Annotated in this window: 11 protein-coding genes; 4 read left to right on the forward strand and 7 right to left on the reverse strand. The window is 43.8% G+C overall.

Features of this window, described 5'->3' with window-relative positions:
- Positions 1 to 43: 43 nt before the first annotated feature.
- The 3 genes from NSQ55_RS21165 to NSQ55_RS21175 are packed head-to-tail and all read right to left on the reverse strand — an operon-like array spanning position 44 to position 3,865.
- A complete protein-coding gene (locus NSQ55_RS21165; protein WP_076129485.1) occupies positions 44 to 1,903 on the reverse strand; it encodes an ABC transporter ATP-binding protein in 1,860 nt (619 codons plus the stop codon).
- Entirely contained in the window at positions 1,884 to 3,617 is a 1,734-nt protein-coding gene (locus NSQ55_RS21170; RefSeq protein WP_076184143.1) for an ABC transporter ATP-binding protein, read from the reverse strand. Before NSQ55_RS21170 ends, NSQ55_RS21165 begins: the two co-directional genes overlap by 20 nt.
- Positions 3,618 to 3,634: 17 nt before the next feature.
- On the reverse strand, positions 3,635 to 3,865 hold the full coding sequence (locus tag NSQ55_RS21175; protein WP_036676022.1) for a hypothetical protein: 231 nt from the start codon (positions 3,863 to 3,865) through the stop codon (positions 3,635 to 3,637).
- Positions 3,866 to 4,001: 136 nt separating this feature from the next.
- Here NSQ55_RS21175 and NSQ55_RS21180 point away from each other — a divergent pair, with 136 nt between their 5' ends.
- Positions 4,002 to 4,571 (forward strand): thymidine kinase, encoded by a 570-nt coding sequence (locus NSQ55_RS21180; RefSeq protein ID WP_036676019.1) that lies wholly within the window; start codon positions 4,002 to 4,004, stop codon positions 4,569 to 4,571.
- A gap of 64 nt (positions 4,572 to 4,635) precedes the next feature.
- Here NSQ55_RS21180 and NSQ55_RS21185 read toward each other — a convergent pair whose 3' ends face one another.
- The gene (locus tag NSQ55_RS21185; protein WP_076184145.1) at positions 4,636 to 5,154 is read right to left on the reverse strand and encodes a DinB family protein; all 519 of its coding nucleotides are present in this window, start codon (positions 5,152 to 5,154) and stop codon (positions 4,636 to 4,638) included.
- A gap of 137 nt (positions 5,155 to 5,291) precedes the next feature.
- Between NSQ55_RS21185 and NSQ55_RS21190 the strand changes: the two genes are divergently transcribed.
- The 3 genes from NSQ55_RS21190 (at position 5,292) to NSQ55_RS21200 (ending at position 6,938) form a co-directional block, all read left to right on the forward strand.
- Positions 5,292 to 5,957 carry a hypothetical protein gene (locus tag NSQ55_RS21190; protein WP_339168967.1) on the forward strand — a complete coding sequence of 222 codons (666 nt, stop codon included), beginning with the start codon at positions 5,292 to 5,294 and terminating at the stop codon, positions 5,955 to 5,957.
- 504 nt (positions 5,958 to 6,461) lie between these two features.
- The gene (locus NSQ55_RS21195) at positions 6,462 to 6,581 is read left to right on the forward strand and encodes a cyclic lactone autoinducer peptide (RefSeq protein WP_139329854.1); all 120 of its coding nucleotides are present in this window, start codon (positions 6,462 to 6,464) and stop codon (positions 6,579 to 6,581) included.
- Between the two features lie 21 nt (positions 6,582 to 6,602).
- Positions 6,603 to 6,938: a LytTR family DNA-binding domain-containing protein gene (locus NSQ55_RS21200; RefSeq protein WP_036676016.1), complete on the forward strand. Its 336-nt coding sequence runs from the start codon at positions 6,603 to 6,605 to the stop codon at positions 6,936 to 6,938.
- A gap of 575 nt (positions 6,939 to 7,513) precedes the next feature.
- Here the strand turns inward: NSQ55_RS21200 and NSQ55_RS21205 are convergent.
- The 3 genes from NSQ55_RS21205 to NSQ55_RS21215 all read right to left on the reverse strand — a co-directional run bounded on the left by NSQ55_RS21205 (position 7,514) and on the right by NSQ55_RS21215 (position 16,103).
- Positions 7,514 to 7,822 carry a hypothetical protein gene (locus NSQ55_RS21205; RefSeq protein WP_036676014.1) on the reverse strand — a complete coding sequence of 103 codons (309 nt, stop codon included), beginning with the start codon at positions 7,820 to 7,822 and terminating at the stop codon, positions 7,514 to 7,516.
- 122 nt (positions 7,823 to 7,944) lie between these two features.
- Complete coding sequence (locus NSQ55_RS21210) at positions 7,945 to 8,604, reverse strand: helix-turn-helix transcriptional regulator (protein WP_036676012.1); 660 nt, start codon at positions 8,602 to 8,604, stop codon at positions 7,945 to 7,947.
- Between the two features lie 1,049 nt (positions 8,605 to 9,653).
- Complete coding sequence (locus NSQ55_RS21215) at positions 9,654 to 16,103, reverse strand: phosphodiester glycosidase family protein (RefSeq protein ID WP_339168970.1); 6,450 nt, start codon at positions 16,101 to 16,103, stop codon at positions 9,654 to 9,656.
- Between the last annotated feature and the right edge of the window lie 18 nt (positions 16,104 to 16,121).

A 16,121-nucleotide genomic window follows, 5' to 3' on the forward strand; every position in this document is an offset into this window, starting at 1 on the left:
TCATGGACGCAATCTGCGCTCCCTGAAAATTCCCGCCTTTTTCTTAAATACCCGCCTTATCAAGCGCCTCTTTCCGCCGCCCCTGTACCAACTCGCTGTACAGTCCGCCTTGCTTCAGCAGCTCTTCATGAGAGCCTTGCTGCAATAATCTGCCGCCCTGAAGCACAAGAATTCGATCAGCTGCACGTATCGTGCCAAGTCTATGAGCAATGACGAAGCTCGTTCGCCCTTTCATCAGCGCCTGCAGCCCTTCCTGAATCTTGATCTCGGTCACTGTATCAATACTGCTGGTTGCTTCATCAAGCACAAGCATAGAGGGGTTAGCAAGAATCGCTCTCGCAATGGAGAGCAGTTGCTTCTGCCCTTGGCTTATACCGCTGCCATCCGCCGAGAGCATCCGTTCATAACCTTCGGGCATTCGCATAATAAAAGAATGGGCATTGGCCAGCTTAGCCGCCTCTTCAACCTCTTCATCGGACGCATCCAGCCTCCCGTATCGGATGTTATCGCGGATACTCCCTTTGAACAAAAAGGAATCCTGCAATACAAAGGCCATATGACTTCTCAAGCTTTCCCGCCGAATCGAAGTGATATCTAAGCCATCCAGCGTGATTTTCCCCTGATTGGGATCATAGAAACGGGATAACAGCCCAATTAGCGTTGTTTTGCCTGCACCGGTAGGTCCAACTAAAGCGATCATCTCGCCAGGCTTCGCTTCAAAGCTGATATCCTGCAGCGTGTTAGAACCTCCATCATAAGAAAAAGCTACATTTTCAAACTTCACCGCACCCTGTACAGTTTCAAGTGATTTGGCTGCACCTTCATCTTTAGCCTCGGTCTCTTCGTCCAGCACTTCAAACACCCGCTCGGCCCCTGCCACCGCTGAGAGCAAGGTATTCCACTGATTCGCTAAATCATTAAGCGGACGAGTAAACTGGCGGGTATATTCAACGAATACGATGATCACACCCACTGTAATCGACCCACGGATCGCAAGCAGACCACCAATTCCTGCAACAATGGCGAAGCTAAGATTATTAAGACCATTCATAAGCTTCGGGATGAAACCAGAAATGGACTGCGCCCAGTAACCTGACAGCATAATTCGCTTGTTGCGTTCATGAAAACCAGAGATGACGCGTTCCTCTTGTGAAAAAGCCTTGATAATCCGTTGTCCGGATAAGGTCTCCTCAATATAACCGTTAAGTTCCCCTACATTACGCTGGCGTTCTTTAAATAATGGGCCTGTACGGCGTGTAATCCAGCGCATGCCTAACAACATCAAAGGCACTACGAGGAATGTGAGCAGCGTCAACAAGGGACTAAGCCACAGCATAACCCCTACGGTTCCTAGCAAGGTTAAGACACTTGAAAATATCTGAATAGCCGAGCTATTCAACGTAGAGCTGACGTTCTCGATATCATTGGTAAGACGGCTCATAATTTCCCCCTGCTGTCTCCGATTAAAAAAGGAAATAGGCAGACGGTGTAAATGGGAGAATAGCTCCGTACGCATCCGTAATACAGTTTCTTGAGCAATTTCGATCATCCATATGTTTTGCAGCCAAGAAGTCAGAGAATAAAAAATGTACACACAAGCAAGGCTTGTCAGAAAAACAACCCATGATCGCCCGCCGGTACCTTCCAGATAATTATCCACCGCTCTGCCAATCATGTATGGCCCCAGCAGCGCTAGCGCTGAGCTGAAGACAACCATGATCAGTACAAGAATAAGCTTGGCTTTACGCTCAGCTAGATAACTCCAGATCCGGATCAGCGTCCCTGACCAATCCTTCGCCTTTGCTTTGGGTTTGCCGCCAGATGCTGTCCCTAGACTTCGTCCCACGCCAAGTTCAAAATTCGGTTTAGGATGACGAAAAGGTTCAATTAATGCTTTGAACATGCTGCTTCGCCTCCTCTACCTGTGATTCATAAATCTTGCGGTACAGCTCGGAGCTTGCCATAAGCTCCTTATGCGAGCCTTTGCCAATTAATCGTCCCTCATCCAGCAACAGGATCAAATCGGCTGATGCCGTTGAACTGATTTTCTGAGTAATCAAAAAGGTTGTACAGGAGATATCCTTTAGCGCCTCCAGCAAAAGCCCTTCCGTAACCGCATCAAGGGCACTGGTGCTGTCATCAAGGATCAACATAGCCGGTTTTCTAACAAGTGCACGGGCAATCGTTAACCGCTGCTTTTGTCCGCCGGAGAGATTAACCCCTCGTTGACCAAGCATCGTGTCATAACCATCTGGCAACCCTTTTACCGTCTCGTGAATTTGTGCAGCTCCCGCTGCTTGTTGGATTTGTTCCAGTGTGGCGTGTTCATTGCCCCATGCAATATTATCGCGAATTGATCCGCTGAAAAGCTGCAATTCCTGAGGCACATAACCTATCGATTTCCGCAGTCTGGAAATATCGATATCAGCACTTTTTTCACCGTCAATCCAAATGGTGCCGTCTGTCTCTTCATACAAGCGCGGAATCAAACTCACGAGTGAGGATTTTCCTGATCCGGTCGCCCCCATAATCGCTACTCGCTCACCAGCAGCTACTTCAAAATGAATGTCCTCCAGGACAGAGATATCACTATTAGGATACTTAAAGCAAACGCCTTCAAATTTAACGTGGCCCTGAATCGGCTCACCTTGCAAAGTCCCGCCTTCACGAACTCCAGCTCCCGCTTCCATAACTTCTGAAACACGTTGAGAGGAGGCACGAGCGCGGGAAAACGTTACAACAAGACCAGAGATAGCTGATAACGCTCCAATTGTTCGCAAGGAGTAATTAATAACAGCAACAGTCTGACCCAAAGTAGCATCCCCGCTGGAAATGGCTATCCGTCCAAACCATAAAATCGCCAAAATCGCCGCATTCACAATAAGCATAACAAAAGGCATCGTCGTCTCAGTCAAACGCAAGGCAGACACTGTTGATCTCATCAAATTCCCGCTAAATACCGTGAAACGTTCAATCTCATACCCCATACGCACAAATACGCGGATCAAGCGAATACCCGTAAGGTTCTCCTGAATCACGCCATTAACTCCGTCTAAACGCTGCTGGACCGTACGAAATAACAAGGAAGCTTTTCTCATAATCCAATAGAGGAAAAAAATCAACAAAGGTAACGCCACCGTCAGCAGTAATCCCAGCTTCACATGAACAACTAACGCCATAATCACACTGCCTACCACAACAAGTGGCACCCGTGTCATAAAGCGCAAGCTCATAAAAATAGTATCCTGCAGCTGTGATACATCGCCAGTCAGACGGGTAATCAGTGACGAAGTAGCAAAACGATTAAATACTTCATACGTAAAAGACTGTACCTTTTCGTACAATTTGTCCCTAAGATCGAACGCAAAGCTCTGACTTGCATGGGCAGCAAAAAAAGAACTGAGTACCCCGGCTGTAAACGCAACTACCGCGCTGCCGATCAATACACTGCCCCACAGCCATACTACAGAGGTATCTTTTTCTCGGATCCCCAAGTCAATGATTTTGGAAATGATCAAAGGCTGTGATAATTCTACCGTCAATTCAATGAGCATCATTACAAGGGCAGCTATTGCAGCTACCTTATATTTTTTGAGAAAAGAGAAAATCAAAGCCATTCGCATACCCTCTTTTTCTATTCGTACAGTGCATCCCTTAACCGAGTTGACATCGTGGAAGCCTGTCCAGTTTTCAGTATTGCTCGACGCAGTGCTTTATTACTCCGATTCAATTCCACCAAATCCGCCATCATTTCTTCCAGCAAGCTTTCAGTGTCACTGGATAAATCTCCATTCTGCTGCAAAAGAGCTAACCGTTCCTTATATTCGTCTAATCTTTCAGTCACACTTATTACTTCCTTTCCCATCTCTTATTACCTCTTATCATACCACATCCAATCAATCGCAATGTTTTCACTGGATACATCTGATCCGAATATGATACTCTAATATGGTCGCATTTTTAAGATATAATCAATGTTTTTTACGAAAGGATAGATGGAAGTGGCACAATTGTTTTTCAAATACGGAGCAATGAACAGTGGTAAATCTATTGAGATACTCAAGGTTGCACATAATTATGAAGAGCAGGGGAAATCGGTGCTCATTTTCACTCCATCCATAGACGACCGGGACGAGGTTGGTTTTATTTCTTCTCGTATTGGGCTTCGGAAACAAGCAATCCCCATCGATGAGAACACAGATATTTATAATATCGTCAGCAGTAACCAACCTAAACCACACTGTGTACTTATTGATGAATGTCAATTTCTAAGCAAGGAATGTATTCTCCAGCTAGTGCGTATCGTTGATGAGCTGGGCATTCCGGTAATGGCCTTCGGACTTAAAAATGATTTTCAGAATCAGTTATTTGAAGGCAGCAAATATATGCTGATCTACGCTGATAAAATTGAGGAAATGAAGACGATCTGCTGGTTCTGCGAGCGCAAAGCTACTATGGCTCTACGAGTAGAAAACGGCAAGCCCGTATATAGCGGCAAGCAAATCCAGATTGGTGGCAATGAAGCTTACTATCCGGTATGCCGCAAATGTCACAAGAATCCACCGCTATAGCCGTGTATAAAAAGCATCCCAAGGCCATAAAGGCTATTGGAATGCTTTTTTGATTAAGAAGATATTACCCTAAATATCTTTCTTTAAGAATATTCAAATGATGATGGTCATGTCCAATCATAATGCAGGCCTGAGCTCTCGCAGAAAGAGTAGCCTCGTTAACTATTCCCTTCCGGATCCATGCTTCCTCCGGCAGAGTTTCCATTAGGAGTAATGTCGATTCTCGAACAAGCTTGTAGTGGGCCAGCAATGCTTTTAAAGTGTGCGCTTCGAAATTGGCGGTAAGTACATAGTCTTTCTCTTCAAAACCCGGTAGTGGAGTCGTATCCCCTCTGGCGATGCACAATAAACGGTAGGACATGATTCTTCCGGTATCAGCCAGATGTCCGACCATTTCCTTGATACTCCATTTCTCCGGAGCGTAACGATAGTCCCCTTGTTCTTCCGTAAGATTCGAAATAAAAGTGCAAATCTCATCCGTCTGCTCTCTAAAAATAGTAATCATGTCTCCTTCAGCTGGCACTAAATCGACATATTTTGATAATTCTTTGAGATACTCACTGCTTTCTGGACGTCGATCCATGTCTAAACCCCTCTCATTTTGAATTTTTTTGAAAAAATAGGAGGAAAATTATACTGTAGTTGTTGTATTTTAGCTCATTTTATACGATACTTGCAATAATAGGGTTGGTTAAACTAGAAGTCATCGGGAGTGTCGGCATGCTAGATTTTATTCTTTTTATGATATTTTCAATACTAGAGACTTATGCAATGTTTTTTCTGGCTTTCAAAATCTTCAAAATTGATCTATATCATAAAGAGATGGTGTTTGCTAGTTTTATTATGGGCTTTTGTTCTTATACAATTAGGATCAACTATGGGATTTTTCCATTAGATATTTTCTCACAATTTGCACTAATGTTTTGTTTTATGTGGATGTTATTCCGGATTCATCCCTTCTACGCTTCTATATTAACCGGGATGACCTATCAAGCATACTTGGTGATTCAGACCAGTCTTATGTATCTATTAAACTCTGTAATCATCATGCCTCTAAATATCTTGAATCCGATTACCAAAAACATGATTACAATGCAGGTTTTATCAGCATTAACCGCGATTCTCATTGGTATGTATGTAGGTCATAAACGTATTGGATATGACTTTGTACCTGATAAACCCGATGTAAAAATTAAACCAACGACTAATGAAAAAATATTATTCGCTCTTAATCTTCCTACAATAATTGTCGTTACTTCACTCAACTACTTTTTTGAATCTCGTTTCTTTTTCATAATCCCATTTCTCTATGGAATACTATTATGGGGATATCTATATTTCTCATACAAAAAGGACAGAAATAATTATGAATCATTTATCTCTTAAAATTGTTGAGTTCATTAAGAAAAGTAATCCAGAGCAAACGCATTCTATTGAAATCATGCATTATGCCCTTAGCATTATTATGAATACTTTATTAATTATTATGACTTCGTTATGCATTGGCGGGCTCACTGGACAGCTTAAGGAAACATTCTTAGCCTTATTCAGCTTCATACTCCTAAGAATGTCATCTGGTGGTGTGCATTTAAAATCCGCAAGAGCCTGCAATATTGTATCTATCTTTATCTGTTCACTTATCCCTCATATTACCTATCTAATACATAACCATTTGATTTGGATTAATCTTTTTTCTTTACTTGTAATGATCTTATGTGCTCCGAATCCTGATGCTAATGCTCAAATCCCCAAAGAATGGTATTTGGGTTTAAAGATCATTTCCATAATTCTGGTTTCTTTGAATTTTTGGATCCATTCGTCTGTCATTGGATTGGCATTTTTAGTTCAATCCTTTACAGTTATAATCCCATTACAAAGGAGGTCAATCAGATGAAAAAAACCTTAGCTCGTTATGCTTCTAACCTACTGGGTACTTCTGCTCAAGTTTTTACAAAAATTCTAAAACCAGCAGCTTACAGCCCTGAAATTCCAAAAGAACTGCGCAAGTAATTAAACAAGGATGGGGAAAAGATGCGTGTCTTACAGAAAGACGGTTCCTCTAGTGATATTCTAGAGGAAGATATATTGTATTTCTCGAATTATAAAAATACAATATTCGTCCATACGAAAGAAGGCGAATTTATTCTCCCCACCACGCTTTCCGATCTTTCCGTAGCGTATGAGGGTAAGGGATTCGAACGCCTTGACCGCAGCAATGTCGTCAATATCAACAACATAGAAGGCTATGATCCCGGGCGGAAGATTGTATGCTTTAATCAAGGTACGCAGTTCACTACTGTTTCGGAATCCAATGAACCTCGCCTTAAGAAGTATCTTGCTTCACAAAAGAAAAAACCGTCAGAATAAAATTCAGTTTTTTAATAATCCCGGCATGTTCACGCATGCCGGGATTATTTTATTAAAAATTGAAACTTTTTAGCAATTTCCTCAAAATCGCACATTATGCCATAATAATCCTCAAATGTAAAGATAAATTCGTAGGATGAATGACAGGAGACGGATCCTATTCCAAATGATACCATATAGATAAACCTATAATAAAAACAATTAATGATGGAGGATCATAATGAATTACTATTTTCATCCCTCTCCACGGCCCTCATCTCTGGAATCTATATCTGACGAGGATTTACTAAGAATCTATGAGCTAGCGGTTGATGCCCATGCGTTACCGGATTTCATTGAAATTATTAAAGAGATCATGAGAAGTAGAAATCTCATAGATTCTGAAAGTATATAACATCCCCTTCCCCATTAAATTCACACTGACGCATGGTACACATTTTTCTTCAGCTTCAACCAACAATAAACTCCTTAGGTCGCCTTAAGTCAACTACATTAACATAAAAAAGGTAGAGCCTCCGCGGCCCTACCTTTTTTATATGCACATATGATGGTTAATCTGAGATAAAAATAATGCTCTATTCTGTAATTTCTGTTTTGAAAACATTTTCCAATTTGCCGCCGAGTCTTTTCTTCAAGGGAACTTTAATATCTCTGCCCAATTCTTTAAAGAAAGTTTCAACATCACATTTCACATTTTTTGCAGTTGCGATTACCGCACCATCACCAACAATGTTTTGATTCGCTTCAAGAGGAACATCAACTTCGATGTCATACTTTTTGGATAATGTCTTGATGTAACGTGCGAAGATCTCCAGCAATTCCTCGTTATTAAAATTCTCTATAGCGACTTTGCCCTTGCTGGTAAACTTCATGTTAATTTTCATTATTAATATCCCCTTTTCTGTCAAACCATTTTTAGTTGTTAGTTTATGGATCAAGATGAATAGATGGCTGCAAGAAAGGGCAACATTCATTCATTTTTGAGATCATTAGCAAAAGGCATACATTATTTATAAGCACCCTTTATTTGTTGTACTTTAAACTGAGTAAATTCTTTAAGTGCTTGTATGACCTGATCCTGTTCCTCTTCCTTCAGTTCATAAACGCACTCCCGTAGCCACTCGCCAAATAGAAAGGCTTGACGCCCTTTACGGGGGCTCTTTCTTAAGGAGTCGAGGTTACCCTCAAACTTATCGTTCAGGACATCGGTCAGATTGTATTTCTCAATCTTCTCTATTACCATTCCTGCCCCATATTCCGTTTCGTAAACTATAACTTCATTCGAATCAAAGGAAACGTACGATGTTTCTTTCCCTTCCTTCGCTCTGAATTCCTTAAGCTTGTTAAAGGCTGTCTCGTAGATGTAATCTTGAGACTGTTTGAGCTGTGGCAGCTCATATCCTTGCTTCAAGGTCTTGATATATTCAATATCTGGCATATAATCTGCCAAATGGTACATCCGATTCTTCAGATCCGTTCCAAGCGCTTCAATGATCTTGTCCAGATTGTCTTTAAGCGGAATGCTCTCTCCACGTTCGATTTTGCTAAGCTGTGAGTAACTTATACCGCTCTTTTCTTCCAGTCCTCTTAAGGTTAACCCTCTCGTCTTTCTGATGTGCCGAATGAAATTACCCAGCTCATCGGGATAGTTCTCAAAATCATTCATGGGAGTCACCTCCCTACTATCATAACACAACATAACAATTTGTGTTGGCTAATAACAATTATTCCTTGTTTTTACTTGCCTCTGAAGAGTAATTCCCAGTATTCCACGCCCAATATAACCCTATCTTTACAAAATACCGGAAAAAGACTCGGCGCCCGTCTGTAAGGATTTGGAATATGTTCGTTACTCGCCTCAGTTTTACTTTCTGCTTAAGCCCTATTCATCTTCTTGGTCTTACCTTCCACTTTCTGCTCACTTTACTAACTTTACTTAACTAGCTCAACTTGCACGCCTCACTCACTATACTCACCTAGCTCACCTAAGCTCATATTACTCATCTTACTCACCTTACTCACCTTACTCAACTAGCTCACCTAGCTCACCTGACTCACCTGACTCACCTAGCTCCACTTGGCTCACCTGACTCAAGTAACTCACCTTGCTCACTCAATTCTACCTCATCGGACCGAGGAGACCTTATTAAGCTGATTTCAGCCATTCTGCTCATCTATCGGACTCAGATGCAGCTATTCATTAAAATATATTACGATTCCGGGCAAAAGTATGACAATAAGAGCTATGGAGTCCGAAAAGTTGGAAATATGGACCAAAAACTTAAAATAGCGGCAATACAGTCCGTTACGATCCCAAACCATCGAGGCTATCTGTTAAAACAAACTTTCTTGATAAACGGAGCTCACCCGAGCCGAACTTACCAAGTGTGCATCGCTGTTGGCGTACTTTAGCTTTAGCCGTTCCTCAGCGAGCGTACTTTAGCCTGCCTCAGCGAGCGTACTTTAGCCTGCCTCAGCGAGCGTACTTTAGCTTTAGCGTTCCTCAGCGAGCGTACTTTAGCCTGCCTCAGCGAGCGTGCCTTAACTTTCCGTTCTCCATTTTCCCTTCTCCAATCCTTTGTGTCTCACCACCTGTTTTTACTTTTAATTCGCTTTCCCCCTCTGTGTACATACGTGCGTACCCTGCACATATCCAACTAATCCAATTATCAAAAAAACAGCCAGTCCCCATCAACCTGAGACTGGCCACAATCATTACTCCATAACACTCAGCAGGTTGAGGATCATCTGTGCACTTTCAGCACGTGTTCCGTTTTGGTTCGGTGCAAATTGTCCTTCAGCCCGTCCTTGCATCAGACCAAGTCTGTACACTTCGCTGATTGCCTCTTGAGCCCACTGTGGAGCATAACCAATATCGTTGAATGCCGAAATGTTACGGCTAGCTACAGATACATTACTCTTCGCGTAAGCATATGCACGAGCCAGCATTGCAGCCATCTCCTGGCGGGAAATCTTCGCCTCCGGTTCAAACTGTGAAGCAGTCTGGCCGTTAATCACTCCTGCTTGTTTGGCTAACCCTACTGCTTCTGCATACCATTTATCTGCAGTTACATCAGCGAAACCAGGTTCCGCTTGACCTTTCAAGCCAAGCGCACGAACTAACATCGCTGTGAACTCCGCCCGTGTAACCGCACGGTTCGGATCAAATCGGTCCGCAGCTACACCCTGTACAAGCTGTTTTACCGCAAGCTGCTTCACAGCAAGGTAAGCCCAGTGATCGGACTTCAAATCTTTGAATGTTTTATCAACTTCTAAAACAATGTATTTACTAAAATGACTGACGGCAGCAGATAGATAACCATTCGTCCATGTACTGCTCATATACTCTAATTTACCCACGTCTTCGATAAAATAAATACCTAATAAGCTTCGATCTACATCTGCACCGACCTTATATGAAATCATAATCGGCTCTGCAAACTGTCTTAACGAGAAGGACTGATCATTTTGTGTGAATATGCTAAGCGACCATTCCCGCAGATCACTTTTCGCCCGCAATTGTGCACCCGCAAGTGCACTTGCACGAGCCAACAGATCCACTGCTGTATTATCAGCTACAGGTTTCAGCCGTAGTGAAATCGTACTCTTGGCAAGAGCCTCAGCTGAGATTAGCTTACTTAGTTCTGCCAGTACTGTAGCAGGAATCGTAACGGATAAATCCTGCATAACCACTCTAAGCGGTGCGCGTCCAAGCAGCTCTGCTGCATTGCCTGGCAGAAGTAATTCCGTAATCGCCCCATTAACAGAAACCACAACTTCACCTTGAGCATTCTTGCTCTCTGACAGTTGAGAAGCCGTTATGGTGACTACGCCCGTTTGTGCTGATGCCGACGGAGTTGGTGTAGCGGTTGGCGTTGGTGTCACCGCAGGTCCCGGCACCCAAGCACCCGGCGTTGATGTTGGCTCTGGACGTGGTGTTGGTGTCGGTGTCGGCGTTGGTGTTGGCTCTGGGCTTGGTGTCGTACCCGGCGAGCCCTCAGTCACTATCAGAATATATTCAGTGCTCAAACCGTTATAAACAGCGCTGACTTTTGTTGTACCAGCACTCAAAGCATGAAGTTCTCCAGCCTCACTAATCATTGCAATGGAATGATCAGATGTATCAAAGATTACTCCCTCGAACAATTCTTGCTTGCTGCCGTCACTGTATACCGCCTGAACAACAACGGAGCCTTTACTTCCTTGTTCCAGCGAATCTGGCCCATTCATCGTTATTTCTGTAAGAATAGGTGTCTCATCATTTGTTACGACAAGGTTATACTCCGAGGCGAACTCCCTATAGGTTACTGAAATCACAGTGGAGCCTTCCTGATGAGCCTGAACTAAACCCTGTTCATTGATCGTAGCAATATGCTCATTCAAGCTGGAATAATGAAGTCCATCTAATATAGCGATTCGTTTACCAGATGCGTAGACAGCTTCTGTTACAGATTGGTCGACTTCTTCCGGTTTAAGCTGTCTCTTTCCCTGAAGCTTAATTGCTTGCAGCGCATCTACAGTTATCGTACTTTCAGCAAAAATATTCGGGTAACCTGTCACTGTGACTCTTATCTTAGCTGTCCCTGGCTTCAATGCAGTAACCAAGCCATTTTCATTTACAGTAACAACTGATTCTGCCGTATCAGGAACGATGGACCAAAGCTTTGTCAGATGATTAGCCTCTTCCGGCCCCACCTTAGCTTGCAATTGCAGGCTAGCCCCAGGCTCAAGCTCTACAGCAGTTTGATCCAGCGTAATGGATTCCGGAACCAATTTGCCGATTACTAAACGGTCAATCTCAACTCCGTCTACTGTTCTTGCGGTAACCGTAATCTCGTTCTTCTCAATCTCAACAGCCGTATAGATTTGCTCATCTTCGTCATATATTTTTTCCTGCCAAAAACGTGGTGTCAGTGCATAGAACTTAGGACCCGAGGAACCGCCGATAACATACCGAGTGCCTTCGCCTTCTGCAACCTGTTTACCCTCCTTCATTGGAAAAGTTCGCAAATAGATATGATCATGACCGTTCATCACCAAATCTACGTTGTGCTTATCAAAGACCGGAACCCACTTCGCTTGTACCTGCTCATTCGAATAGATGCTGCCGTACGGTCCTTGATGGAAAAAAATCACCTTCCACTTTTTATCTGTAGCGGAAAGATCCTGATCCAACCACTCGGCCTGTTCAGTGAACGGACTACCTGAATGCTCTGTATTCATAACCACAAAGTGCGTATCCTTAATATCAAAAGAATAATTCGTACCTTTTACGCTCGCCGCACCGTTTTGCGGGTTATTGAATTGCGCCAGATAATCCCCATCTCCATTGGTTCCCATCACTTCATGGTTCCCGATAATCGGAACAAGTGTGGTATTCATCAGCTGCTTTTGAGCTGCATCAAACCACCAGTTCCACTGCTCTTGTTCAAAGCCCTTATCCACCATATCTCCAGCATGAACCAGCATTTCCGCATCCGGCATATACGCGTAAGCCGCTTCAATCGTATCTCTCCAAAGACCAAAACCAGCCTTAGAATCTGCTTGGGAATCTCCGATAAACAGGAATTTTGTAGAAGTGTCCTCACCACCACTTGTAACAAAAGCTCCTTGCTCACTTACATTTGACTCGCCATCACCCACACGATATACATATTCCGTTCCGGGGGTAAGCGCAGTGGCCTCCGCTTTATGAACTCGCATCGTTCCGTCATTGTTGGTGTTGTAAATTGAACTGCTGCCGGTAATTTTTATTACATTCGCAGCTTGAAAGCTTGTAAACTCCGCTTTTTTCACAAGTTCTACTACAGTATCCATAGTCAACGGTTCTGTCTGCCAAGTGAACTGGCGAGAAGTTGCTGCATCTTGGCCCATCGTAACATTAACATTACGCGGAGCTGCAGTAGCGTCATATGGAGCAACCTTGAACGTCATTACAGGACTATAGGTATTTCCTTTTACCGCCTGCAATTTAAAAATTCCTTCTGCTGAAGTGACAAAGTCAGTAGTTAGTGTTCCACTTGCCCCTGAAGCAACACCTTGTACCTCCACTCCATCGAACAGCAGCTTTGCTCCTTCAACGACACTTCCATTCAGATCTTTTACCGCAAAAGATGCATCAAAGCCCTTCGCAAGATCATAATGGTTCCAAGTGAGCATCAACTGTGTCTTCACAACAGATTCAACAGCTGCTCCAATAAAAGAAATAGGAACCCCAGTACCCTCTGTAGAAGTTACCGATCCGGATGTATTTTCAATTACAAAAGCTTTGCTAATATCTCCAGCCAACTGCTCCTGAGTGTAGGGACCCACAAAATCATTTCGAACTGTATATTGAATTTGCCCGATGAGATCCGTATCTCCCAGATTGGAAGAATTGATATTCGTTAAGTTAAGACGCACAGTGCCCAATACCGGATCAATGATGGACTCCACTTGTGTTTCTGATAACATATTCCCCCGAATTACCTGCAAATCTTTAACTGCAGCCGGATTAAAAGCAAACGTAAGATTTCCTTCCTGCAGCTTGCTCGCTTTCTCTGCCGTTACGTCCAAAGTGTAAGTGTTGCCGGCATATACTACTTCTGGTGTTTGGTACACATAGAACGGAGAGCCCAAATTTACTGTAAAATACCATTCTTTTATCGTCTGGTTACCGCTTAAATCGCGAATGGCAACTTTTACATTATGACGGCCTTCTGTCAGTGGAACCTTTGGTTTATAAGTGATCTGACCTTTTGGAGGATAAAAGCCATGCTCCACTAATTGATCGTCCACATATACTCGTGTTTTGTCAGGATCGATTAAGGTCGTTCCCGGATGCACCACTGGATCATAACCATCATCCTCACCATTGACGGAAAGGGTCGGTGTAGCTGTTTTGACAATTTCGTTCACGCCGGGATATGCATCTTTAAGAATAGGAGGTGTTCTGTCCTCCTCTAGCGGGCCATAAATGGCACGAATATCATCAACGTAAATAGCTCCCGCACTCTTATTAAGATTGCTTGTCTCCATATAGCGGACAGGCATATCCATCGTTAACGGGGTGGTTTTCCCCTTAGGAACGGATACTTCGACGTATTTCCACCCCGTCCAGTTCACACCATTTACCTGATCAGTAAAATCCACAGGCACTGCCGCATTATTGCCATCCCGAATCTGTCCCCGCAGCCAGTGCTTTTTGCCATCTCCGTAGATCCACATACTGATCTTTTCAGGATACCCCGGAATCTGAATCCGATTGGCGGTTGAGCTTGCGGCTAAATAAGCACCAGATGTGCCTGTTTTATTAACAAAATCATAATCCAGCTTCAAGGCTTTGTCCCCGTTGCGGACAAAATCCAGATCCGACACTTCCTGAATCGCCACGCTGTTAGCTGCTGCACTAGAGGCTATATATTTATCAATGCCATTCTCAAAATCCTCCAGCATTACAGGCGGTAACCCCACATTTACTTCAAAAGAGGTCTCAACGTCCCTGTATTTAGCATAAATCTTTCCGTTTTTCCCGTTCTCACTCGTCGCCTGAAACAGACCCTTCTCGTCCACGGTTCCGATCTCGCCCTCAACCCGCCATTCGAAGCTAGGGTTGTCAGCTTGAATCACTTGTCCATTACGTAGCGCCTTCACAGTTAATTGTGTAGCAGCACCTGAAGAATAAGTTTTGATCTCATCAGGAAACCTAAGCTCTGTAAGCTTATCTACAACCTCAATTTCAGCACTGCCTTTGACTGCCCCAGCCTCTACAATTACATTTCCTGTGCCGGCAGTGATTCCTCCGGTGAAGACTCCGTTCGCATCGACAGTACCAAGGTTAGCGTCCACCTGCCAATTCAGCGTACCCGAATAAGGCGCCGGATGGCCGTTCTCGTCCACTCCTGCCGCTTTGAATATAAAGCTGGAGCCTTGCAAAATACGTTCCGTATTCGGCTGCACAACCAGCTTAGAAGCCGAAGGTTGCTCAGGGGCTGTATTGACAAGCAATAAACCGTTACCGGTTTTACGCTCGTAACCATCTGAGCCCTGATTCATCATTCGGACACCAGATGTACCCGGCATTCTGGCCACAAAAGTAGAAGAACCGCCACCATCCAGATTCATGGCGTTCACTACGCCCATATCCTTCAGAATGTTGCCAAGCTCATCGGTATCTACGCCCTCACTAAAACCTGGCGATCTTCCATCCACTTCGAATAAAACGAGACTTCCATCCGCTTTTGTCCCAATGGCTGTCCGCGGATGAATTCCTAAAGGCCCTACACCTTGTTGAACTACTCCGTCTTTTACCAGCGGCCCCTCGCCGCCAATAGCTACCTTCACATCATTCCATTCTCCGCTGAGCGCAAAGCTGGCAGTAACGTTATCGCCAACCGATAACCCTTGCAGAACAGCACGGGACGTACCCTGGGCAGATAAAACCACTTTTCCTTGGGAAAGCGGCGTATTGCCTTGATTGTTGCGGATTTCAGATACCTTCAGCTTCAAGGTCTGGCCGCTTTTCACTTCTCCCTCGACAATATCTAGAACAACCTCGTCACCCTCATTGGTTGACTTTGTAGTTGTATTATAATCTTCCGTATAAAGAACCAGCTCATTTGTATTTCGGTATCGGTTGATGCTGGTCAGATTGGTTGTTTTTCCATTAATCGTCACGTTTTTGGTCAGCTTCGGCACACCATAAATGGAGCTGCCGTCTTCTTTTAAACCGAATGTAAAAGCTGAGATCGAGCTGTTCAGGATCACACCCTCATCCATAAAAAGTCCATTGGGAACACCCGTAGCAAAACCGGAGATTTCATAGAAATCACCATTGATTCCTGCGATCACTCGGTTTTCAGGTGAATCCGCATACGTGGCCATTTCTGTAACGCCCTTCATACCGTATACCTTTCCATCCTTCGTACCTGCCCGCAGCTCCAAATTTCCTTGTTGCGGGTTGAACTCCACTGCATGTATCTTTTGTAAACCACGTTCATTCTGGAGATCCATCCAGGTATACATCGCCCCAGGTGCAAGCTCCGTTTGGCGAACATCAATAACGGTTCCGTAGTCTGTTGCTGGTAAATCAGAGATGGAAGCGCGAACAATTGCCCCCGGTTGTAACAACGAAATCAACAAAACAAAGATAACAACAACATTAATTTGCCTTAGATACCTTCTCACTGTGTTGACATCCTCCCC

The organism is Paenibacillus sp. FSL H7-0943 (assembly GCF_037963265.1).
GTDB lineage: Bacteria > Bacillota > Bacilli > Paenibacillales > Paenibacillaceae > Paenibacillus_AQ > Paenibacillus_AQ odorifer.